The sequence below is a fragment of the Pseudomonas sp. MYb193 genome (genome assembly GCF_002966775.1).
Lineage (GTDB): Bacteria > Pseudomonadota > Gammaproteobacteria > Pseudomonadales > Pseudomonadaceae > Aquipseudomonas > Aquipseudomonas paracarnis.
On record NZ_CP023269.1, the window covers coordinates 5,838,279 to 5,861,257 of the forward strand.

The following is a 22,979-nucleotide window of genomic DNA, read 5'->3' on the forward strand; positions in this document are numbered from 1 at the left end:
AGACGACTCGGTGTATCAATGGATACCGAGGCGATGCCATCGCAGGCAAGCCAGCTCCCACATGTGTTAGCGCTCGACTCTAGAGCGATGTAACAAAAACGCTACTTTTCGCAGCACTCCTCGCCAAAACCGTGCGCTCTGTCACGGCATCCCCTGCCCCGCCTGGTATCCAATCCGTTACAAATTACAGCCACGCGACCCACGCGTTTAACAATGCGCCAATTCGCAGCCGCCCATGGAATGAGGCGCGCATTGTGCAAAGGGTCTGGGCTTGAACGTCCCCCTCACCTCAAGGAAGACCTTGTGATAAAGCCTCTAGCCTTCGCCATCAGCGTTGCCGGTGCCCTGCTGTCCACGCATACCCAGGCCTACGATTACGGCCAGCACGCCAACACCACCCTGGAAAAACTGATCAACGACTACCCTGGCCGATATCGCGGCACGGCAAATTTTGCCGGAGCAGCCGACTGGATGCAGAGCCAGATGGGCACGGCCTATAACTTCAGCCGCCAGGACTTCACTTGGAACAACGGCAGCCGGGCTTCGCAAAACGTGGTGGCCTCTGCCGCTGGTACCAAGGCCCAATACGTGGTGATTGGCGCGCACTTCGACACTTACTTCGGCCGCCCGACCCTGCAAGGCCTGGATGACAACGGTTCCGGCGCCAGCGTGTTGACCGAGGTGGCGAAGAACCTCGGCGGCCTGTCACTGGAAAATGGCCTGCAAATCGTTGGCTTCGGCGCCGAAGAAGAAGGCCTGCGCGGCTCCCGTGCCTTTGTCGACTCACTCAGCGCCAGCCAGCGCGCCAACATGCTCGCGATGATCAACCTCGACAGCCTGATCACCGGCGACATGATGTACGCCCACGCCGGCCAGAACAGCACCGCCAACCCGGCCTTGGCCTCCTTGCGCGAGCACACCTTCCAGATCGCCAGGGAATTGAACATCCCCTTGTTCAGCAACCCCGGCCTGGACCCGCAGTACCCAAAGGGCACCGGCTGCTGCAGCGATGGTGAAGCGTTCGAACCGCTGAATATCCCGATCCTTTATATAGAGGCCACCAACTGGGAACTGGGCGACCTGGACGGCTACACCCAGACCGACAACCCGAAAATCCCCGGCGGCTCGACCTGGCACGACCCGAACGAAGACAACCAAGCCGTGCTGACCGATGCGTTCGGCCAGGCGCGCATTGACCAGCGCCTGCGTGACTATTCACGCCTGCTCAGCCGCCTGGTGCTGGAACTGACCAACGCCGACCTGATGGCCTCGACCGCTTCTGGCGGTGCCGTTGCGCGCAATATGCAAGACAACCTGCAGCGCCAGCATCAGGCCCTGGTGCGCCTGCATGATCGCCGCTGGCTGACCCTGCAAGCGGCCAGCCGCGAGGTCGCAAGCTTTGATGGCGAGATCGGTGTGGATGGCGAATACAACCCGGACAGCGGCTTCGACACGGCCCCCAACCCCGAAGCCCGGCGCGTGGGTCTGCATGCCCTCGGTGACTACCAACTGACTTCAAGCCTGAATATCGGCGCCAGCCTCAGCTACCTCAATGGGCGCGACAAATTGGAACATCGCGGCAAGCTCGACAGCGACACCTGGCAGGCAGCCGTCTATGCGCTGCTCAACGATGGCGGGCCAAGCTGGCTGGCCGGTGACCTGAGCCTGGGCCACACCCGCTTCGACTCCAAGCGCAACCTGGTCATCCAGGCCAATGGCGGGCCGATCCTGCTCAATCAGCAACTGACGGGCGACACCGATGCCCTGGCGTTGGGCGCACGGGTGCTGGGTGGCTATGACTTTGACTTTGGCGCGATCAAGAGCGGGCCGTTCGCCGGCCTGGACTACAGCCATTACCGCATCGACAAGTTCCACGAAAAGCAGAACCTGCGCACGGCCCTGGAGTACGAAGAGCAGTCTTTCGACTCGCTGGAAGCCAGCCTCGGCTGGCGCGTGCGCGGCGCTGTTGCCCTGCCCTTTGGCCTGAACCTGATGCCCTACGGCGACATCGCCTGGGTCAAGGAATTGGCCGACGGCCGCCTGGACGACCTGCAACTCACCGCACGCGCCGATGGCCAGGCCCGCACCGCCAGGCTGGGCTCAGTGGATAAGAGCTTCGCTCGCGCACAACTGGGCAGCCAACTGGCGATCACCCCACAGTTGGGCGTGTTTGCCGAGGTCAATGGCCGCCTCGGGCATGCTGAAGGCAGCCAGACCGGTTATTCGCTGGGTGTGCAATGGATGTTCTGATCAGGGTTTCTTGAACACGTAAAACAGGTTGGGCTCGCTGACCATGTACAGCGTGCCGTCGTCATCCATGGCGATCCCTTCGGCCTGGGGCACGCGCTTGCTCAGGCCATGGCGCCCTTTAAGCAACGACAGACTGCTTAGAGGGCGACCATCAATATCGAGCTCCAAGACCAGGAACGACTCATCCGACAGCGCCAACAGATGGCCACTGCGTTCGTCGTATTGCAGGCTCGACAGGTCGCGCACAAACAGCCCGGCATCGCGCTTGGGGTTGTTGATCACATGTACCGAATAGGTTTTTTCCGGCTTGAAATGGGGAAACCCGTGCACCTCGTAGATCAGCATGGGGTCGCGTTCCTTGGCCACGAACAAGCGCTTGCCCACCGAGTCGTAGGCCAACCCTTCAAAGCCCTTGTTGCCGCCAACGTGCACGCCCAGGGTCATTTGCTCCGCATCGGCAGCGTCGAGGAACGTGGTGTCATCGTCCACATGCACTTTGATCAAGCGCTGCTGGCGCTCATCGCTGATGACGTAGATGTTGTCGCTGATAAATTCCACCGCTTCGGCATCGCCAAAGCCCACCAGCGGAATGCGCCGCAGGATCTTGCCCTCCAGCGACAACTCGACCAGTTCGGCGTTTTTATTGGTGACGGTAAACAGGCTTTTGCGCACGGGGTCGTAGGTCAGGGCCGAGACATCGTCGTCGAGCCCTTCTATCACCTGGCCTTCGAGGGTGACACGGTAGTCCGCCAGGCCAATGGCGCGCTCATCCGCAGGCTGGTACCACACCTGCCAGTTGAACCAGGCGCGTTCGAACAGACGGAACTGCTGTGCCACCAGCCCGGCAGCGACCAAGGCGAGCAACAGCAGGATAAAAACAGCAGGTTTGGGGCGGGCAAGTCGACGCATCGGGGCGGGCTCAGAGAAAAAACTGGCGAATAGATATCAAGGTCACCTGAATTTAAACTTAAACGCACCGGGCTGCCTGGCGAATGCCGTTTATAAAGATAACTCTGACGTAATTCGTCAGTTATTTCTGCTTTTCAAAGCGATAGAACAGGTTTGGCTCGCTGACCATGTACAGATTGCCGCTCTCGTCCATGGTCACGCCTTCGGCACGTGGGATCGTGTCTTTCAGGCCATTGAAGCCGCCAAGCAAGGTCATGAAGCTGACTTGCTCGCCCGTTTCATCCAGTTCCAGCAGCAGGTGGGAATCGGCCGACAACACCAGCAAATGCCCGGTACGGGGGTCGATGGACAGGGCCGACAGGTTGCGCACATCCAGTTCGGTGCTGGCGAGTTTTTGCTTGTCGCCGGTCAGCGTATTGCCATCGCTTTTCCAGGTGAACAAGGCCGGCGGACGCTCTTCGCCCAGCACCAACTGCTGGTTGCGCTTGTCCCAGGTGACGGCTTCAAAGGCTTTGTTCTGATCTTTGGACGGGCCCAGGTCATGACTGGGGAAATCGGCCTTGTTCAGCGCCGTAGTGCCGGCGTCGACCTTGACCACGGTCAGGCTGTGATCGCGTTCATCGACCACCGCCATCAAGCCGTTTTCCATCACCGCCACGCCTTCCGGGTTGTTCCAACCGTTGAGCGGCATTTTGCGCAACACATCGCCTTGCAGGCTCAGTTCGACCAGGAAGGGGTTCTTGCCCATCACCGAAAACAGGGTTTTGGTCTGAGGGTTGTAGGACAGGTCCGAAGCCTCATCCTTCTCCATACCGGGCAGCAACTTGGCGTCGATCACCGCGTGATAGTCGGGCAGCCACACACTCTCCCGGCGCTCAGCCGAACTTTCGAAACGCTCCAGCACCCACAGCAGACCGCGATCGTCCCAGTGCATGGCCCAGGCCACGCCATACAAAATGGCACCGGCCAAGAACACCCAGGAATACCAGCGCATGGACAAGCGAGAGCGGAGCGAGGTTTTCGAAGTAGGCAGAGGCACGACCATTGAGCGCTTTTCCGGAAAGTCAGCTGTAGGGGATAGCACAGGATTCAAGGCCCCGCGCGCAAGAGCAGGGAATTATCCGGATGGCGTGTGAAAAAAATGCAAAACGCCGGATCCTGCAGATGTACACAAACAACTGTGGGAGCGGGCTTGCCCGCGATTGAGGGCGTTCAGTCAACTATTCAGTGACTGTCACACCGCCATCGCGGGCAAGCCCGCTCCCACAGTTTGATCGCAGTTTGGCAGTGATTTAGCGCACAACGCTTTCGAAGCGATTGACACCCGCCAGCTCCAACACCACTTCATCCCCCACATTCAACGGGCCAACGCCCGCCGGTGTGCCGGTCAGGATCACGTCGCCCGCTTGCAGGGAGAAGCAACCCGCCATGTACTGAATCATCGGCACAATCGGGTTGAGCATCTGCGCGCTGTTGCCGTCCTGGCGCACTTCGCCGTTAATGCTCAGGCGAATGCCGATATCGGTCACGTCTGCAAAGGTACTGCTGACCACGAAGGGGGCAATCACCGCCGCGCCATCGAACGACTTGGCGATTTCCCACGGCAGGCCCTTGGCTTTGAGCTCGGCCTGTTTGTCGCGCAGGGTCAGGTCCAGGGCCGGGGCGAAGCCCGAGATGGCGTCCAGCACTTCTTCCCGGCTCGGCTTGGCGGACAAAGGCTTACCGATCAACACGGCGATTTCCGCCTCGTAGTGCACCGAACCGCGTTCGGTCGGAATGGCAAAGCCGCCTTCCAACGGCACCACGCAACTGCCCGGCTTGATGAACAGCAGCGGCTCGGTAGGCACCGGGTTGTCCAGTTCCTTGGCGTGTTCGGCGTAGTTACGCCCGATGCACACCACTTTACCCACCGGGAAGTGGATGTTGGTGCCGTCGACATACTTGTGCTGGTAGCTCATGGAACGACTCCTTCAGGTGCGGTTAAACAGCGAAGATCTTGCCGGGGTTCATGATCCCGTTAGGGTCGAACACGGCTTTGACGGCCTTCATGTATTCGATTTCAACCGGTGAACGGCTGTAGGTCAGGTAATCGCGCTTGGTCATGCCCACCCCGTGTTCGGCGGAGATCGAGCCGTTGTACTTGGCGACGGTCTCGAATACCCATTTGTTCACGGTGGCGCACTTGGCGAAAAACTCATCCTTGCTCAGGTTTTCCGGCTTGAGGATGTTCAGGTGCAGGTTGCCGTCGCCGATATGGCCGAACCAGACAATTTCGAAGTCCGGGTAGTGTTCGCCGACGATCGCGTCAATTTCGCTCAGGAAGGCCGGCACTTTCGAAACGGTCACCGAGATGTCGTTCTTGTACGGCGTCCAGTGGGAAATGGTTTCGGAGATGTACTCGCGCAGCTTCCACAGGTTGTGCAGCTGGGTTTCGCTCTGGCTCATCACGCCATCCAGCACCCAGCCCTGCTCCACACAATGTTCGAAGGTTTCCAGGGCGTGGTTGGCGACTTCTTCGGTGGTAGCTTCAAATTCGAGCAACGCGTAGAACGGGCACTCGGTTTCGAACGGCGCCGGCACGTCGCCACGGCCAAGGACTTTGGCCAGGGCCTTGTCCGAGAAGAATTCGAAGGCGGTCAGGTCCAGCTTGCTCTGGAAGGCGTGCAGCACCGGCATGATCGAGTCGAAATCAGTCGTGCCGAGCACCATCGCCGTGAGGTTCTTTGGCGCACGGTCCAGGCGCATGGTGGCTTCGACCACAAAGCCCAGGGTGCCCTCGGCGCCGATAAACAGCTGGCGCATGTCGTAGCCGGTGGCGTTCTTGATCAGGTCGCGGTTCAGCTCCAGCACATCTCCTTTGCCGGTGACGACCTTCATGCCGGCCACCCAGTTGCGTGTCATACCGTAGCGAATCACTTTGATCCCGCCGGCATTGGTGCCGATATTGCCGCCAATCTGGCTGGAACCGGACGAGGCGAAGTCCACCGGATAATACAGGCCGTTTTCTTCTGCGACGTTCTGCAGTTGCTTGGTGACCACACCCGGCTGGCACACGGCGGTGCGGTCGGTGAGGTTCACGTCGAGGATCTGGTTCATATAGTCGAACGACACCACCACTTCGCCGTTGGCGGCAACGGCAGCAGCCGACAAGCCCGTGCGCCCGCCCGATGGCACCAGCGCCACCTTGTGCTCATTGGCCCACCGTACGATGGCCTGCACCTGCTCGGTGGTCTTCGGGAATACGATAGCGGTGGGTGCGGGGGCGAAGTGCTTGGTCCAATCCTTGCCGTAAGCCTCCAGGGAGTCGGCGTCGGTCAGCACTTTGCCGGGCTCAACCAGGGTCTTTAGCTCATCAATCAGGGCAGGATGGGTCATCGACAGAACTCTCGAACAATTCATGGTCATCCTGAGAACGCTTCACGTCGCAGGAATAGGTGTTTAGCGGGGTGCGTATGCTAGCATACCGCCCCCGCAGGACAGACCCAAAGGGCGTTTCTGCGGTGACGGCTTTCCTGCCGTCCGGGTCAGCTCTGTGCCCTGATTTACCAATACGTTTCTGTTTGACGAGTGGCTGTTGTCGTCAGGCAAGGCGCCGCGACGACTCATAGCTGGCTATGGGGAGGAGCGGCAACGCAGCATGACGGCAACAGACGCCGTCAAACAGAAACAGTATTGGTGAATCAGGGCACATCCGGCTGCTCGACTCCCTGCCAATTTTCTCCGGGATACAGGTTTACGCAGATGAGCAAGACTTCTCTCGATAAGAGCAAGATCAAGTTCCTTCTTCTGGAAGGCGTCCACCCATCGGCTGTCGACGTTCTGAAAGCCGCCGGGTACACCAGCATTGAGTACATCACCAGTTCTCTGCCGGAAGCCCAGCTCAAGGAAAAGATCGCCGACGCGCACTTTATCGGCATTCGCTCCCGCACTCAGCTGACCGAAGAGATCTTCGACCACGCCAAGAAACTCGTGGCTGTCGGCTGTTTCTGCATCGGCACCAACCAGGTCGACCTCAATGCAGCGCGCGAGCGCGGCATCGCGGTGTTCAATGCACCGTACTCCAACACCCGTTCCGTAGCGGAGCTGGTGCTGGCCGAGGCCATCCTGCTGCTGCGCGGTATCCCTGAGAAGAACGCTTCCTGCCACCGTGGCGGCTGGATCAAGAGCGCGGCCAACTCCTTCGAAATCCGCGGCAAGAAGCTGGGCATCGTCGGCTACGGCTCGATCGGCACGCAACTGTCGGTGTTGGCTGAAGGCCTGGGCATGCAGGTGTTCTTCTACGACACCCTGACCAAGCTGCCATTGGGCAACGCCACCCAAGTGGCCAGCCTGACCGAGCTGCTGGGCATGTCCGACATCGTCACCCTGCACGTTCCGGAAACGGCCGAGACCCAGTGGATGATCGGTGAGAAGGAAATCCGTGCGATCAAGAAAGGCGGGATTCTGATCAACGCCGCTCGCGGCACCGTGGTCGAGCTGGATGCCCTGGCCGACGCGATCAAGGACAAGCACCTGATCGGCGCTGCCATCGACGTGTTCCCGGTGGAGCCACGCTCCAACGATGACATCTTCGAAAGCCCGCTGCGTGGCCTGGACAACGTGATCCTGACCCCGCACATCGGCGGCTCCACCGCTGAAGCCCAAGCCAACATCGGCCTGGAAGTCTCGGAAAAACTGGTCAAGTACAGCGACAACGGTACCTCGGTATCGTCGGTCAACTTCCCGGAAGTGGCCCTGCCGGCTCACCCGGGCAAGCACCGCCTGCTGCACATCCACCAGAACATCCCTGGCGTGATGATGGAGATCAACAAGGTCTTCGCGGAAAACGGCATCAACATCTCCGGTCAGTTCCTGCAGACCAACGAGAAGGTCGGCTACGTGGTGATCGACGTCGACGCCGAGTACTCGGACCTGGCGCAAGAGAAGCTGCAGCACATCAACGGCACTATTCGTAGCCGCGTGTTGTTCTAAGGCTTCAAGCGCTGGATAAAAAATGGGAGACCCGCAGGGGTCTCCCATTTTTTTGCCCGAATAACGCTTATTTGACGTTAACGGTGATCACTTTCGAAGCGACTGTGGGCTCGAACTGGCGATGCACGTTGTCGCCGGCCACCAGTTGCAGGGTGTGCTTGCCTGGCGTCAGGGTCAGCTCGGTTTCGGTCTGCGCCTTGCCGAAGTGAATCGAGGTAGGCGTGGCCGGGATCGCCTCATTGGCGTTGAGCGACTCCACCTTCTGGTCTACCAGCAGGTGGTGGTGCCCGGCGTTAGGCACTTGCTTGTCGATCGGTTCCAGGTCCAGCTTCTTGACGCCGAATTTGACGGTGAAGGTTTTATCAACGGTGGCGCCATCTTTCGGCGAGACGATGAACACTTCGGCACCTTCAGGCGCAGGTGTACGAGGAAGGTCTGCGGCACTGGCCAACATCGAGGTACCCAGCAAAAGGCTGGCAATCGTTGCACGGGACAAAAGGGCTTTCATTCGCTTCTCCAGTTTTTCGGTGAAATCTGTAGGGTTATGACAACTTCGCGATAAATTGCGGTCCAAGGCACCCGACACCATAACAAAACGTTGCTGAACGGCGCCTCGCCTGTACGAATTCTTTAGGAGTGACCATGCGCTTTTCGCCTGGCCTGTTGCTGTTGCTTCCTCTTCTGAGCCCCTTGGCTCATGCCGAACTGATTGACGACGTCAACGATCGCGGTGAACTGCGCATCGCCCTGGAAGCCAACACCCCGCCGTACAATTTCAAAGAGGGCGACAAACTCGCCGGCTTTGAAGTGGAGCTGGGTGAACTGCTGGCCAAGGAGATGGAGGTGCGCTCCTCGTTTATTACCACCGATAACGCGGACCTGCTGTCCGGTGTGGAAACCGGCAAGTACGACGTGGCCATTAACCATATGGCTATGACTGCCGAGCTTGAGGATCGTTTCGATTTCAGTGAGCCTTATCACCAGAAGCCGGCATTGGCGATCCCGTTCCAGAAGGGCAACCCGGCGTTCAAGACCAGTTTGAACGGGGCGTTGAAGCGGGTTAAGGACGATGGCCGGTTGAAGGCGCTGTCGCAGAAATGGCTCAAGGTGCAATAAATGTGGGAGCAGGCAAGCTGCACCCACATTTGATCTGTTTAAGCTTCATTAAAGCTGCGTGAGGGCGATCGCCGCCTCTGGCAACTGCAACTCACTGAACACCTGCACACCATGGCGCTTGAGCAGCGCCGCCGTGACGCCTTCGCCACTGACCTTCACCCCGCTGAAGGTGCCGTCATAGGTCAACAGATTGCCGCAGGATGGGCTGTTGGCCTTGAGAATGGCGATGCGGATGTGATGCCGTTGCACCAGCGCCAAGGCTTGGCGGGCACCGTCGAGAAAGGCGCTGGTGAAGTCTTCGCCCTCGGCCGTCAGCACCTGGGCGCGGCCTTCCCACACGTCGATGCCCTGCCCGCCTGGGATTTCGGCCGATGGCCGCGGCGTGGGCAAGCCGCCCGCCACTTCCGGGCAGATGGCAACCACGCGGCCTTCAGCTTGCCACGCTGCCAGTGGGTCGAATGGGCCGCTGGCCCCGCCGTCATAGCGCACCTTGTGCCCGAGCAGGCAGCGGCTGACCAGAATCTTTTCCATGCTTAAAACGGCTCATTGCCCCGCCGGCGAAACCAGCCCGTCAGGGACAGGCGTTCGCGCGTAGCGGGCAGGACTTCGTGAGGCACCTCGCCCGACAGGAATACCACCAGGCAACCCCCGGTGGGCACCACGTCGTATTCGACACCGCCCTTGAGGTACATGCGCAGTTGGCCGCCATGCTCAGGCAGCCAGGCGTCGTTCAAGTAGATCACCGCCGAGACCATGCGCCGGTCATCGTCGCGAAAACGGTCTACATGCTTGAGGTAAAACGCGCCCGGCGGATACATCGCGAAGTGGCTTTCGAAATCTTCCAGGCCCAGGAACAGGCTGCGATTCATCGCCAGGCGCAGGCCGTCCATCACGCCCATGTAGGTATCGCAGATAGGCGCGTCCCCCTCCTCCAACCACTGGATATGGTCACCGCGAATGCCCTCGCGAATCTCCTGGGCCGGCCCCCGACCTACTGCTGCGGGCGCCAGTTCACCTTGCGCCGCACGTTTACGGCACTCAGCCGCCAGCTCCAGGGTCAGAGCCTGGGGCAGGAAGCCATTTTGCTGCGACCAGCCTTTTTCGGCCAGGTCGTCGACGATGCGTTGCAGCAGCGGGTGATCGAGGGGTATTTGCATGGCGCGCATAGTATCCATACGCCTGAAAATCCGACAGCGCCGTTGAGCGTCTGAATACACTTTAGTCAGGTGACTGATAGGACTTCTCGACAAATCCTACGCCCGACACGGACAATAGTGGCCGACTGACAGGAGTCCTTATGCGTCGTTTGTTTTTTTCTGTGTTGATGTTCTGCGTTTTGCCCGCCTGGGCAGACGGCCATGACCAGTTGTACAAGGTCGCCGGCTGGGCCGAACAACGTGCGCACTTCAATGACGCCCTCAGTGCCGCCCAGCAGCGCTACCGCAATAGCCTGCCGCCGGTGGTGTACCAGGCGCTGGTGGACAACAGCAATAAACGCTTTGCCGCCCAGGCCATGGACCAGCGTGCCGAGGCGCAATTGCGCAAGCACTTGCCCGACCCGAAACCTGCCCTGGCGTTTTTCCAATCGCCCCTGGGCCGCAAGATCGTCGCCGCCGAGTTGCTGGCCACGCGCCGCGACCAACTGGCAAAAAACGCCCAGGGTCTGCCTAAACTTGAAGCCGATGCCACCCGCAGCCTGATCATCGGCCACTTGGCCCAGGCCCTGCCCGCCCGCGAGGCCGGCGCCGAGGTCAGCCTGGCGATTGCTGGCGTGGCGGCCGACAGCTTGAGCCAGATGATCCCTGGCCTGCTCGGCGGCGGTCAGGCGCAAGGAATGTTGAATGGCCAGCGTGAGCGGTTGATGCAGCAGATCGACAAGGATTTGAACAATACCTTGCTGTATGTCTATCGGGATTTGTCCGACCCGGAGCTGGAAGAGTTCGCCACCTTTGCCGAGTCGCCGGAGGGCAAGGCCTATTACCAGGCCGCCCTTGCAGCCATTCGCGCAGGGCTTGCCGTTGGTCAAAGCACCTCAAGCCTGACGCAGTAAACCCTGTCGGAGCTGGCTTGCCTGCGATTGCGCTGTGTCAGTGACACCGCTATCGCAGGCAAGCCAGCTCCCACATTTGGACTGCGTTATTTCAGGTGATCCGTGAGGAAGTTAAAATATGCTTCGCGAATCTGCGGAATTTCATTGGCCAAGTGATGCCGCCCCTGCTTGAGCATCAACACCTCAGGCCGGTCGAACTTACCCCGCAACACCTGCAAATTGTGCTGCCAGTCCACCGTCATATCTTCCTCACCCTGCACGATCACCGGGCGCCGGGGGCTGCGTGGTGCGGCTTCGATGCGTTTGATCCAGCGCGCCAGCGACCCCACCCAGGCGGTAGGCAATTGGCGAGGCTGCAGCGGGTCGGCTTCCAGGAACGGCTTGAACGCAGGGTCGTTGGAGTTATCGCTGAAACGCCGGGCGATGCCTTTGACGAACGGGCGCAGCAGGTAATAGCTGACCTGCGACCAACCCCAGGCACGCGGCCGCACCAACGGCGACAGCAGGAAGGTCTTGCCCTGGGCCGGGCTTTGGGCGCCGTGGTTGAGCAGATGGTCCACCACGATGGCGCCGCCGGTGCTTTGTCCGAACAGGTGCCAGGGTTGCGGCAATTGCAGCGCCTTGGCCTCGACGAACAAGGCCTGCACCACGCTCTGGTACACCGCAAAGTCATCGATGCTGGCGCGTGCGCCGCTGGACAAGCCATGGCCAGGCAGGTCGCAGGCGATCACCACGAAGTCCTGGCCCAACGCCCAGTCCACCACATGGCGATACAGCCCCATGTGATCGTAGAAACCGTGGAACAGGAACATCGTCGCCACTGGCGCTGGCGGCCACCAGACCTGGGCCACCACCTCGAACCCATCCACCTGCAAGCGCCCCAGGCGGCTCACCGCCGGCACCTGACGTGCGGCCAGGTCGAGCCCGTAGAAACGCTGGTAAACCCTCGCCTCGGCTGACAGCGGCTGCGCATCCACCAGGGGGCGCAAGCTTTCGCGCAGATGATCAGGGTCAAAGGTGACGGGCATAAAGGCTTCCAGACTTGCGGTGAAGATGAATATCGAGCTGCGATATTCATCTGTCAGGACAAGCATGGCAAGCTACGCGACCTGCGAGGATACATCCAATGCGACCGCCCTACCGTAACGCCCTGTTCGCCAGCCTGATCCTGGTTATCTGCGCCGGGGTGCTGTGGGCGGCCTATGACTGGTTCCAGGGCCGCTACCTGCGCGCCTTCAGCGAACACACCGCGGTATTTTCCGGCGATGCGCTGCAACTACCCGCAGCTCTCAGCGGCCCTGGCCCGATTCGCCTGGTGCACTTCTGGGACCCGGCGTGCCCGTGCAATGTCGGTAACCAGCAACACCTGGGCGAGTTGATCGAGCAGTACGCGCCCCAAGGGGTGGAGTTCTATGCCCTGCAAAAACCCGGCAGCCACGGCCAGTTGCCCGAGAACCTGCGCCACCTGAAAGTCCTCGATACCCTGCCCGGCGCGGACCAGCTCCCCGCCAGCCCGGCCGTGGGCATTTGGGACCGCACCGGCAAGCTGGCGTATTTCGGCCCCTACAGCGAAGGCCTGACGTGCAACGCCAGCAACAGTTTTATCGAGCCGATCCTCAAGGCCCTCGGAGCCGGACGCGAAGTGAATGCCACTCACACCCTCGCGGTAGGCTGCTATTGTTCGTGGCCTAAGGATCTGTAGTCCGTCCACTCTCGTAAGGAATGTTCATGAAGCGCGTCTTGCAGGTTTTTGCGGTGCTGATTGTGCTGGTCGCCCTGGGCGTCGGTTGGTACGTCTACAGCAAACAACCCACGCGCCAGGGCACGGTGACGCTGGCGCACCTGCAAGGTTCGGTCACGGTGCGCTACGACGACCGTGGCGTACCGCATATCCGCGCCGAAAACGAAGCCGACCTGTACCGCGCCCTGGGCTATGTGCATGCCCAGGACCGCCTGTTCCAGATGGAGATCATGCGGCGCCTGGCCCGTGGCGAACTGGCCGAGGTGCTGGGGCCCAAGCTGCTGGAGACCGACAAACTGTTTCGCAGCCTGCGCATTCGCGAGCGTGCCTTGAGCTATGTGGAGCACATGGACCCTGGCTCAGCCTCGTCCAAGGCCCTGCAAGCCTACCTGGACGGGATCAACCAGTATCAGGACAGCCACGCCAGCCCCATGGAATTCGATGTGCTGGGCATCGCCAAGCGCCCGTTTACCGCCGAAGACAGCATCAGCGTCGCCGGGTACATGGCCTACAGCTTTGCAGCAGCCTTTCGCACCGAGCCGGTACTGACCTATGTGCGCGACCGGCTGGGCAGCGCCTACTTGAACGTCTTCGATCTCGACTGGCAACCCAAGGGCGCCCTCAACCTGGCGGCCAGCGATTGGCAGACCCTTGGCGCCATCGCCGCCCTGAGCGAACAGGCCCTGGCCGACAACGGCCTGCCGCAGTTCGAAGGCAGCAATGCCTGGGCCGTCAGCGGCAGCCATACCCAAAGCGGCAAACCGTTGCTGGCGGGTGACCCTCATATCCGTTTCTCGGTGCCTTCGGTCTGGTACGAGGCGCAGCTGTCGGCGCCAGGCTTCGAGTTGTACGGCTACCACAACGCGCTGGTACCGGTGGCGTTCCTGGGGCACAACCTGGACTTCGGCTGGAGCCTGACCATGTTCCAGAACGACGACCTCGACCTGGTCGCCGAGAAGGTCAACCCGGACAACCCCAACCAGGTTTGGTATCACGGCCAATGGGTGGACATGAGCAGCAGCGAGCAGCAGATCCAGGTCAAGGGCCAGGCGCCGGTAACCCTCACCCTGCGCCGTTCGCCCCACGGCCCGATCATCAACGACGTGCTCGGTGAGAACGCCGGCAGCACACCGATTGCCATGTGGTGGGCATTTCTGGACAGTGAAAACCCGATCCTCGATGGTTTCTACCAACTCAACCGTGCCGACACCCTGCCCAAGGCACGCGCCGCAGCCGCCAAGGTTTCGGCGCCTGGCCTGAACATCGTGTGGGCCAATGCCAAAGGCGATATCGGCTGGTGGGCGGCAGCGCAGTTGCCGATCCGCCCGGCCGGCGTCGACCCGGCGTTCATCCTCGACGGCAGCACTGCCCAGGCCGACAAGCTGGGTTTCTACCCCTTCAGTGCCAACCCCCAGGAAGAAAACCCGCCGCGCGGCTATGTGGTGTCCGCCAATGCCCAGCCGGCATCGCCCACCGGCATGCCGATCCCCGGTTATTACAACCTGGCTGACCGCGGCCAGCAGTTGAACGCGCAGTTGAGCGACACAAGCGTGAAGTGGGATGTGACCAACAGCCAGGCCCTGCAACTGGGCACCACCACCGCCTACGGCCCACGCCTGCTGGCATCGCTGTTGCCGGTACTGCGCGAGGTGGTCAAGGACCAGGCGCAACTCAAACTGGTGGAACAGCTTGCCAACTGGAAGGGTGACTACCCGCTGGACTCCACCAATGCCACGCTGTTCAACCAGTTGCTGTTCAACCTCAGCGACGCAACCTTTCACCCCAAACTCGGCGATGCCTTGTTCAAGACCCTGCTCGGCACCCGCGTGATCGACGCCGCATTGCCCCGCCTGGCCGCGTCGGCAGACTCGCCCTGGTGGAACGGCAATCGGGCCGACACCGTCAAGCTCGCCTGGGACAATAGCCTGGCCCACCTCAAGGCTACGTTCGGCGATGACCCGGCACAGTGGCAGTGGGGCAAGGCGCACACCCTGACCCACGGCCACCCGCTGGGCCTGCAAAAACCGCTGGATAAAATCTTCAACGTCGGCCCGTTCCCGGCACCGGGCAGCCACGAAGTGCCGAACAACCAGACCGCCCCGATTGGCCCGGCGCCGTGGCCTGTGACCTACGGTCCGTCGACACGGCGCCTGATCGACTTCGCCGACCCGGCCCACGCCCTCACCATCAACCCGGTGGGGCAAAGCGGTGTGCCCTTTGATACGCACTATGGCGACCAGGCGCAGAGCTATATCGAGGGCAGGTATGAGCAGGCGCACTTCAGTGAGGAGGAAGTGACGGCCAATACCCGCGGCACCTTGAAACTGCTGCCCGCCCGATGATCGTTCCCACGCTCCGCGTGGGAATGCAGCCATGGACGCTCCGCGTCCGCCCTTAGAAGCGGGACGCAGAGCGTCCCAAGAGGCGTTACCACGCAGAGCGTAGGAACGATCACGCAGCCTACGACACGCTCAAACCGGCGCCGCAAAGTTAAGCCTGAACTGTTGCGGCGTGACGCCCAGCCGGCGGTTGAACACACTGCGCATGTGCTGGGCGTCGCGAAAGCCGCATTGATAGGCCACGGTCTTAAGGGGTGCGTGGCTGCTTTCAAGCATCACGCGCGCCGCATCCACGCGCGCCCTCTCGACAAATTCCGCCGGCGTAATCCGCGCTTCACGGGCAAACACCCGCGAGAAATTACGCGCACTCATATTGGCCGCCTTGGCCAGGTCGGCAATGGTCAAGTCTCCCGTCAGGTTGGCCAGCACGTACAGCTGCACCAGCGCCACCGCCGACGTGGTTTCGGCATGGGGCGTGAGGAACGGGCTGAACTGCGATTGCCCGCCCGAGCGCTGGGTGAACACCACCAGGCGCTTGGCCACGCTCAGGGCCACTTCCGGGCCGTGATCCTGGGCCAGCAAGTACAACGACAGGTCGATACCCGCCGTAACCCCAGCGGAGGTGTAGAGCTTGCCGTCCTGCACATAGAGACGGTCGGCTTCGACCTGGGCCGAGGGGCACAGGCGCGCCAGGCTGGCGGCATCGTTCCAATGGGTAGTGACGGTCTTGCCGTCCAGCAGACCTGCACGGGCCAGCATGAAGGCGCCATTGCAGATCGAGCCAAAGCGCTGCGCCTTCGCGGCGGCCGCGCGCAGCCAAGCGTCAAACTCGGGGCCGAAATCTTCGAAGGGTAACTGCGGGCCACCGGCGACCAGCAACAGGTCATAGGGTTGCCGGGCTTCGCTGTAGTGCTTGTGCGCCTGCAGTGACAAACCGTTGGAGGCCGCCATGGCGCCGTGGCCAAAGCCGAGTACTTCCAGCCGATAGTGATCCTCGGGCGCCAGGAAGCGGTTGGCCTCGCAGAACACATCCATCGGCCCGCTCACGTCCAGCGACTGGACACCGGGGAAGATCAGGATGGCGACGGTTTTGCCCATGGTCACAAATACCTTTTTCCAACTGGATAAACGCGACTCCCTTGTGGGAGCTGGCTTGCCTGCGATGCAGACGACTCGGTACCGCAGGTACACCGAGGTGATGCTATCGCAGGCAAGCCAGCTCCCACAGGGGATCGCCTACATGCTTGGCACGATGTGGCGGCACATTGGCCGGGATCGCCTCCCTGTCGCAATAGCCGCTTCAGGGTCATGGGACCAGACTGAAGTCTTTCCAGAGGAGATCCACCATGAGCACCACCATAGCCGGTATCCAGATCCCTGACAGCGCCTTGGCCAAGGCCACCACCGAATACATCCGCGACGTCGAATCGGACCTGCTCTACCACCATTCGCGCCGCGTCTTCCTGTTCGGCGCCTTGAGCGGTGAGCGCAAGCAATTGGCCTACAACCCGGAGTTGCTCTACGTCGGCGCGATGTTCCATGACCTGGGCCTGGTGGAAGGCCACCGCAGTGACGACGAGCGTTTTGAAGTGGACGGCGCCAACGCCGCCGCCGCATTTCTCAAGCCCTATGGGTTGAGCGATGACGATATCGAACAAGTGTGGTTGTCCATCGCCCTGCACACCACGCCGGGTGTGCCGAAACACCTGCGCCCCACCGTAGCGCTGGTGACCGCCGGTGTGGAGATGGACGTGCTGGGCATCGACTACGCCGCGTTCAGCAGCGCGCAGCGCGAAGCGGTGGTGCACGCGCATCCACGGGGTGAAGGGTTCAAGGAGTGCATTATCTGCGCGTTCGCCGACGGCTTGCGCCATCGCCCGCAGACCACGTTTGGCAATGTTAAGACCGACGTGCTGGCGGACCAGGAGCCGGGGTTCAAGCCGATGAATTTTGTGCAGGTGATCCGCACGTCGCCGTGGGCTGCATAATCAACCTGAAATGCAATCAAATGTGGGAGCTGGCTTGCCTGCGATGACGGTGGGTCAGCACCTAATAAGTGACTGATACACCGCCATCGCAGGCAAGCCAGCTCCCACATTTTCACCCTGTTCCGGCAGTCAGACCGGCGCTGGCGCCCGGCGCTTGTCCGGCTGCTGCCAGCCATCCGCTGCGGCTTCTTCAATCGCTTGCTGAATAGCCTTCTTGCGATGCTCTTCGGCCCGACGGCTGAAGAACCACACCAGGAAGGTCACCAGCGACACCGCCAACAGAATCAGGCTCGCCACGGCGTTGATCTCGGGTTTAACCCCCAGACGCACCGCCGAGAACACTTCCATCGGCAAGGTGGTGGAACCGGGGCCCGACACGAAGCTGGCCAGTACCAGGTCGTCCAGCGATAACGCGAACGACATCATGCCGCCCGCTGCCAGCGATGGCGCGATCATCGGGATGGTGATCAGGAAGAACACCTTCCACGGCCGCGCGCCCAGGTCCATCGCCGCTTCTTCGATCGACAGGTCCAGCTCACGCAAGCGCGCCGACACCACCACCGCCACATACGCCGCACAGAAGGTGGTGTGGGCGATCCAGATGGTGACGATGCCACGCTCCTGGGGCCAGCCGATCATCTGCGCCATGGCCACGAACAGCAGCAACAGCGACAGGCCGGTGATCACTTCGGGCATCACCAACGGTGCCGTCACCAGGCCGCCGAACAGCGTGCGGCCCTTGAACTGGCTGATGCGCGTCAGCACGAAGGCGGCCAGGGTACCCAACGCCACCGCCGCCACCGCCGTGTAGCAGGCGATTTCCAGGGAGCGGGCCACCGAGCCCATCAACTGGGTGTTGTCCAACAGGCCCACGTACCACTTGATCGACCAACCGCCCCACACTGTCACCAGCTTGGATTCGTTGAACGAGTAGATCACCAGGATCAACATCGGCAGGTAGATGAACAACAAGCCTGCGACCAGCATGAAGCTGGAGAAACGAAAGCGCTTCATATCTTGCCCTCCAGCTCTTTGGCTTGGCTGCGGTTGAACAGGATGATCGGCACGATCAGGATCGCCAGCATCACCACCGCCAGGGCAGACGCCACCGGCCAGTCACGGTTGTTGAAGAATTCTTGCCACAACACCTTACCGATCATCAGGGTTTCCGGGCCGCCGAGCAGTTCAGGAATCACGAACTCGCCCACCACCGGGATAAACACCAGCATGCAACCGGCGATGATGCCGTTCTTGGACAGCGGCACGGTGATTTTCCAGAAGCTGTTGAAGGTGCTCGACCCCAGGTCGGAGGCGGCTTCCAGCAGGCTCTGGTCGTGCTTAACCAGGTTGGCGTACAGCGGCAGGATCATGAACGGCAGGTACGAATAGACCACGCCGATGTACACCGCGATGTTGGTGTTGAGGATCTGCAGTGGCTCGTTGATCAAGCCCATGGACATCAGGAAGCCATTGAGCAGGCCGTTGTTGCTGAGGATGCCCATCCACGCATACACCCGGATCAGGATCGCGGTCCAGGTGGGCATCATGATCAGCAGCACCAGCACGGTCTGCATCTCTTTGCGCGCGGTGGCAATGGCGTAGGCCATCGGGTAGCCGATCAGCAGGCACAGCAGCGTGCTGAAAAACGCCATCTTCAGCGAGCCCAGGTAAGCGGCGATGTACAACTCGTCGCCCGCCAGCAAGCTGTAGTTGGCCAGGTTCAGCACCACCTCCAGCTTTTGCTCAACGTAGGTATAGATCTCGGTATAGGGCGGGATCGCCACATCGGCTTCGGCAAAGCTGATTTTCAGCACGATGAAAAACGGCAGTGCGAAAAACAGGAACAGCCAGAGGAAGGGAATCCCGATGACCACCTGCTTGCCATTGGGCACGATGCGATCCAAGCGCCGCTTGAATTTCTTCATGTTCATGAGCGAAGTACCACGCCGCTGTCGTCTTCCCACCACACGTACACCTGGTCACCCCAGGTTGGGCGCTGGCCACGGCGTTCGGCGTTGGCGACGAAAGACTGCACCAGCTTGCCGCTCGGCAGCTCCACGTAGAACACCGAGTGGCCGCCCAGATAGGCGATGTCGTGTACCTTGCCGCTGGACCAGTTGTGTTCGCAGGTCGGCATTTCGGTGGTGACCAGCAGTTTTTCCGGGCGAATCGCGTAGGTCACCGACTTGTCTTCCACCGAGGTGGCGATGCCGTAACCCACGTAGATGTCGCGGTCCAGGTCCGGGCACTTGAGCACCGCGTGGCCTTCGGCGTCGTCCACCACCTGGGTGTCGAAGATGTTGACGTTGCCGATGAACTCGCACACCAGGCGGCTGGTGGGAGTTTCGTAGATATCGATGGGGCTGCCGATCTGAGCGATCCAGCCCAGGTGCATGATCGCGATGCGTTCGGCCATGGTCATGGCCTCTTCCTGATCGTGGGTCACCATCACGCAGGTCACCCCAACGCGCTCGATGATCTCCACCAACTCAAGTTGCATCTGCGAGCGCAGCTTCTTGTCCAGTGCGCCCATCGGCTCATCGAGCAGCAGCAGTTTCGGGCGCTTGGCCAAGGAACGGGCCAAGGCCACACGCTGGCGCTGGCCACCGGACAATTGGTGCGGCTTGCGCTTGGCGTACTGGCTCATCTGCACCAGCTTGAGCATCTCGGCCACGCGTGCGTCGACTTCAGCCTTGGGGATCTTGTCCTGTTGCAAGCCGAAGGCGATGTTCTGCGCCACGGTCATGTGCGGGAACAAGGCGTAGGACTGGAACATCATGTTGATTGGCCGCTCGTAGGGCGGCATGTCGGTGATGTCCACACCGTCGAGGTAGATGCGACCTTCGGTTGGGCGCTCGAAACCTGCAAGCATGCGCAGCAAGGTGGATTTGCCCGAACCCGAACCGCCGAGCAAGGCGAAGATCTCGCCTTTCTTGATTTCCAGGGACACATCGTCCACGGCAATCGTCTCGTCGAACTTCTTCGTGACCCGGTCGATTTTGACCAGCACCTTTTTCGGTGTCTGGTCGCCCTCGAGGGCTTTCTTATAGGCGCCGGAGGCAACTGCCATTTACGAAACTCCCAAAAAAAACTGTGCAGCCGGCCCAATGCGGGCCAGCCTTGGATAGTTTTAGCCTTACTTGCCCGTCTTGACCTTGGTCCAGCTACGGGTCATTAAACGCTGCACTTTCGGGGGTAGCTCAAAGTTGACGAATGTCCGCTCGAGAACCGCCTGCGGTGGGTAAACCGCTTCGTCGGTGCGTATCGATTGCTCCATCAGTTTGTCCGCCCCTGGGTTAGGGTTGGCGTAACCGACTTGATCGCTGACCTGAGCGATCACCTCAGGCTGCAGCAAATAGTTGATGAAGGCGTGGGCTTCCTTGACGTTGCTGGCATCCTTGGGAATCGCCAGCACGTCGAACCACAGGTTGCCGCCTTCTTTGGGAATCGTGTAGGCGATGTTCACGCCTTTGCCTGCCTCCGCCGCACGGGCCTTGGCCTGGAACACATCGCCGGAGAAACCGGCCGCCACGCAGATGTTGCCGTTGGCCAGGTCCGAGATGTATTTGGAGGAATGGAAGTAGGTCACGTAGGGCCGCACTTTCAGCAGTTTTTCCTCGGCTTTCTTGTAGTCGGCCGGGTTGGTGCTGTTGGGGTCCAGGCCCATGTAGTTGAGTACCGCCGGTAGCATTTCATCGGCCGAGTCCATGAACGACACGCCGCAAGTGGCCAACTTCTTCATGTTTTCCGGTTCGAACAACACCGCCCAGGAGTCGATCTTGTCGACGCCCAGCACTTCCTTCACTTTGTCGACGTTGTAGCCAATGCCGTTGGTGCCCCACAGGTACGGCACCGCGTACTGGTTGCCCGGGTCGTTCTTTTCCAGGCGCTTGAGCAGCACCGGGTCGAGGTTGGCGTAGTTTGTCAGCAGTGACTTGTCGAGCTTCTGGAACGCTCCAGCCTTGATCTGCTTGCCCAGGAAATGGTTGGACGGCACCACGACGTCGTAGCCGGTACGCCCGGCGAGCAACTTGCCTTCCAGGGTTTCGTTGGAGTCAAACACGTCATACACAGGCTTGATACCGCTGGCCTTTTCGAAGTTGGCCAGGGTGTCGGGGCCGATGTAGTCCGACCAGTTATAAATATGCACCGTCGGTGCGGCCTGTACGCTGGCAGCCAGCGTGATACCTGCACCCACCAGCATGGCTTTGCGAAATAAAGAAATTGGCAAGTGGAGGTCCTCTTGAATAGTTGGGGCCTTGAAGTTGTTGCCCGGCAACAAAACCGGCGCGCAACTTACCGTCGATAAACCGATCCGGCAAAACTTTCTGTCATTTAATTTGTGAGAGCTGTTTTGTGTGGGAGCGGGCTTGCTCGCGAAAGTGGCGTATCAGTTGATACATATGCTGGCTGACACTCCGCATTCGCGAGCAAGCCCGCTCCCACACAAGCTCGCTCCTACAGGTTTCTGGCGTTATTTACCGGACTTGATCTTGGTCCAGCTACGGGTCATTTCACGCTGAGTTGCCGCCGGCATGTCGGCAATGGCGTAGAGCTTGGATTGCACTTCGGCCGACGGATAAATACCCGGGTCGCTGGTGATGTCTTTATCGACCAGGGCAGTGGCTTTCTCGTTACCGTTCGGGAAACGCACACTGTTGGTGATCGCGGCCATGACGTCTGGCTTGAGTAGGTAGTTCATGAATGCGTAGGCAGCCTCGACGTTTTCGGCATCCTTGGGAATGGCGACCATGTCGAAGAAGCTGCCAGCACCTTCCTTGGGAATGTCGTAGGCGATCTTGACCTTGCCACCGGCTTCAGCCGCGCGGGTTTTGGCCTGTTCGATGTCACCCGAGTAGCCCACAGCCACGCAGATGTTGCCGTTGGCCAGGTCGGAGATGTACTTGGAGGAGTGGAAGTAGCCGATCGAAGGACGGATTTTCATGAACAGGTCTTCGGCCTGTTTCAGATCAGCCTTCTTCGTAGTGTCGGTCGGCAGGCCCAGGTAATGCAGCGCTACCGGCAGCATTTCGGTTGGCGAATCGAGGAAGCTCACGCCGCAGCTTTTCAGCTTGGCGATGTTTTCCGGCTTCATCAGTACGTCCCAGGAGTCGATCTTGTCCACGCCCAGTGCGGCCTTTACCTTCTCCGGGTTGTAGCCGATGCCCATCGAGCCCCACATGTACGGGAAGGCGTGCTTGTTGTCCGGGTCGCTGACCGATACAGCCTTGAGCAGGGATTTGTTCAGGTTGTCGTAGTTGGACAGCTTGGACTTGTCCAGCTCCTGGTAGACACCGGCCTTGATCTGCTTGGCGAGGAAGCTGTTCGACGGCACAACGATGTCGTAGCCGGACTTGCCTGCCAGCAACTTGGCTTCCAGGGTTTCGTTGCTGTCAAAAACGTCGTACACCACTTTGATGCCCGACTCTTTTTCAAAGTTGGCGATGGTGTCCGGTGCAATGTAGTCGGACCAGTTGTAGACGTGCAGCACTTTATTGTCTGCCTGGGCCGCGCCCGCCATTGCACCCATCAGGGACAAGGCGAGGAGGGTCTTGCCAGCGTTCTTCAAACCTAATGCCTTCATTTGGTGATGCTCCAATTTTTTCTTTTTTGGG

At 60.5% G+C, this 22,979-nt stretch carries 21 protein-coding genes; 7 read left to right on the plus strand and 14 right to left on the minus strand.

Annotation, left to right across the window (positions count from 1 at the left end):
- The first annotated feature begins 303 nt into the window (after nt 1-303).
- Nucleotides 304-2,250 (plus strand): autotransporter domain-containing protein, encoded by a 1,947-nt coding sequence (locus CLM72_RS26870; protein ID WP_105228890.1) that lies wholly within the window; start codon nt 304-306, stop codon nt 2,248-2,250.
- Here CLM72_RS26870 and CLM72_RS26875 read toward each other — a convergent pair whose 3' ends face one another.
- From CLM72_RS26875 to CLM72_RS26890, 4 genes are all read right to left on the minus strand, one after another.
- Entirely contained in the window at nt 2,251-3,159 is a 909-nt protein-coding gene (locus CLM72_RS26875) for an SdiA-regulated domain-containing protein (protein WP_034128981.1), read from the minus strand.
- Between the two features lie 121 nt (nt 3,160-3,280).
- Nucleotides 3,281-4,204, minus strand: coding sequence for an SdiA-regulated domain-containing protein (locus CLM72_RS26880; protein ID WP_034128982.1), 924 nt, complete (start codon nt 4,202-4,204; stop codon nt 3,281-3,283).
- Nucleotides 4,205-4,451: 247 nt separating this feature from the next.
- A complete protein-coding gene (locus CLM72_RS26885; protein WP_034128983.1) occupies nt 4,452-5,117 on the minus strand; it encodes a fumarylacetoacetate hydrolase family protein in 666 nt (221 codons plus the stop codon).
- A gap of 22 nt (nt 5,118-5,139) precedes the next feature.
- On the minus strand, nt 5,140-6,534 hold the full coding sequence (locus CLM72_RS26890; RefSeq protein WP_003195210.1) for an FAD-binding oxidoreductase: 1,395 nt from the start codon (nt 6,532-6,534) through the stop codon (nt 5,140-5,142).
- Between the two features lie 366 nt (nt 6,535-6,900).
- On the opposite strand from CLM72_RS26890, the gene serA reads away from it, so the two are divergent.
- On the plus strand, nt 6,901-8,130 hold the full coding sequence (gene serA / locus CLM72_RS26905) for a phosphoglycerate dehydrogenase (RefSeq protein WP_003195214.1): 1,230 nt from the start codon (nt 6,901-6,903) through the stop codon (nt 8,128-8,130).
- Between the two features lie 67 nt (nt 8,131-8,197).
- Here the strand turns inward: serA and CLM72_RS26910 are convergent, their stop codons facing one another.
- The gene (locus CLM72_RS26910) at nt 8,198-8,638 is read right to left on the minus strand and encodes a DUF4399 domain-containing protein (RefSeq protein WP_034128985.1); all 441 of its coding nucleotides are present in this window, start codon (nt 8,636-8,638) and stop codon (nt 8,198-8,200) included.
- Nucleotides 8,639-8,772: 134 nt separating this feature from the next.
- Here CLM72_RS26910 and CLM72_RS26915 point away from each other — a divergent pair, with 134 nt between their 5' ends.
- On the plus strand, nt 8,773-9,246 hold the full coding sequence (locus CLM72_RS26915; RefSeq protein ID WP_105228891.1) for a transporter substrate-binding domain-containing protein: 474 nt from the start codon (nt 8,773-8,775) through the stop codon (nt 9,244-9,246).
- Nucleotides 9,247-9,294: 48 nt separating this feature from the next.
- On the opposite strand, the gene CLM72_RS26920 is transcribed toward CLM72_RS26915, so the two are convergent.
- Entirely contained in the window at nt 9,295-9,777 is a 483-nt protein-coding gene (locus tag CLM72_RS26920) for a DUF523 domain-containing protein (protein ID WP_105228892.1), read from the minus strand.
- 2 nt (nt 9,778-9,779) lie between these two features.
- The gene (locus CLM72_RS26925) at nt 9,780-10,412 is read right to left on the minus strand and encodes a 2OG-Fe(II) oxygenase (RefSeq protein ID WP_003195222.1); all 633 of its coding nucleotides are present in this window, start codon (nt 10,410-10,412) and stop codon (nt 9,780-9,782) included.
- A gap of 131 nt (nt 10,413-10,543) precedes the next feature.
- Here CLM72_RS26925 and CLM72_RS26930 point away from each other — a divergent pair, with 131 nt between their 5' ends.
- Nucleotides 10,544-11,296 (plus strand): DUF2059 domain-containing protein, encoded by a 753-nt coding sequence (locus CLM72_RS26930; RefSeq protein WP_003195224.1) that lies wholly within the window; start codon nt 10,544-10,546, stop codon nt 11,294-11,296.
- Nucleotides 11,297-11,382: 86 nt separating this feature from the next.
- On the opposite strand, the gene CLM72_RS26935 is transcribed toward CLM72_RS26930, so the two are convergent.
- A complete protein-coding gene (locus tag CLM72_RS26935) occupies nt 11,383-12,324 on the minus strand; it encodes an alpha/beta hydrolase (RefSeq protein WP_105228893.1) in 942 nt (313 codons plus the stop codon).
- Between the two features lie 98 nt (nt 12,325-12,422).
- On the opposite strand from CLM72_RS26935, the gene CLM72_RS26940 reads away from it, so the two are divergent.
- A complete protein-coding gene (locus tag CLM72_RS26940) occupies nt 12,423-12,998 on the plus strand; it encodes a DUF6436 domain-containing protein (RefSeq protein ID WP_105228894.1) in 576 nt (191 codons plus the stop codon).
- A gap of 26 nt (nt 12,999-13,024) precedes the next feature.
- Nucleotides 13,025-15,379 (plus strand): penicillin acylase family protein, encoded by a 2,355-nt coding sequence (locus CLM72_RS26945; protein ID WP_105228895.1) that lies wholly within the window; start codon nt 13,025-13,027, stop codon nt 15,377-15,379.
- A 129-nt stretch (nt 15,380-15,508) separates the two neighbouring features.
- Here CLM72_RS26945 and CLM72_RS26955 read toward each other — a convergent pair whose 3' ends face one another.
- Nucleotides 15,509-16,474, minus strand: a complete 966-nt coding sequence (locus CLM72_RS26955; RefSeq protein ID WP_105228897.1) for a GlxA family transcriptional regulator — start codon at nt 16,472-16,474, stop codon at nt 15,509-15,511.
- A gap of 248 nt (nt 16,475-16,722) precedes the next feature.
- Here CLM72_RS26955 and CLM72_RS26965 point away from each other — a divergent pair, with 248 nt between their 5' ends.
- Nucleotides 16,723-17,364 (plus strand): HD domain-containing protein, encoded by a 642-nt coding sequence (locus CLM72_RS26965; protein WP_105228899.1) that lies wholly within the window; start codon nt 16,723-16,725, stop codon nt 17,362-17,364.
- Between the two features lie 129 nt (nt 17,365-17,493).
- Here CLM72_RS26965 and CLM72_RS26970 read toward each other — a convergent pair whose 3' ends face one another.
- From CLM72_RS26970 to CLM72_RS26990, 5 genes are all read right to left on the minus strand, one after another.
- Nucleotides 17,494-18,378 carry an ABC transporter permease subunit gene (locus CLM72_RS26970; protein WP_003195236.1) on the minus strand — a complete coding sequence of 295 codons (885 nt, stop codon included), beginning with the start codon at nt 18,376-18,378 and terminating at the stop codon, nt 17,494-17,496.
- The gene (locus tag CLM72_RS26975) at nt 18,375-19,295 is read right to left on the minus strand and encodes an ABC transporter permease subunit (protein WP_003195238.1); all 921 of its coding nucleotides are present in this window, start codon (nt 19,293-19,295) and stop codon (nt 18,375-18,377) included. Before CLM72_RS26975 ends, CLM72_RS26970 begins: the two co-directional genes overlap by 4 nt.
- Nucleotides 19,292-20,434 carry an ABC transporter ATP-binding protein gene (locus CLM72_RS26980; protein WP_003195240.1) on the minus strand — a complete coding sequence of 381 codons (1,143 nt, stop codon included), beginning with the start codon at nt 20,432-20,434 and terminating at the stop codon, nt 19,292-19,294. Before CLM72_RS26980 ends, CLM72_RS26975 begins: the two co-directional genes overlap by 4 nt.
- Before the next feature lie 66 nt (nt 20,435-20,500).
- Complete coding sequence (locus tag CLM72_RS26985) at nt 20,501-21,595, minus strand: polyamine ABC transporter substrate-binding protein (protein WP_034128995.1); 1,095 nt, start codon at nt 21,593-21,595, stop codon at nt 20,501-20,503.
- Between the two features lie 243 nt (nt 21,596-21,838).
- A complete protein-coding gene (locus CLM72_RS26990) occupies nt 21,839-22,933 on the minus strand; it encodes a polyamine ABC transporter substrate-binding protein (protein ID WP_034129075.1) in 1,095 nt (364 codons plus the stop codon).
- Nucleotides 22,934-22,979: the final 46 nt, after the last annotated feature.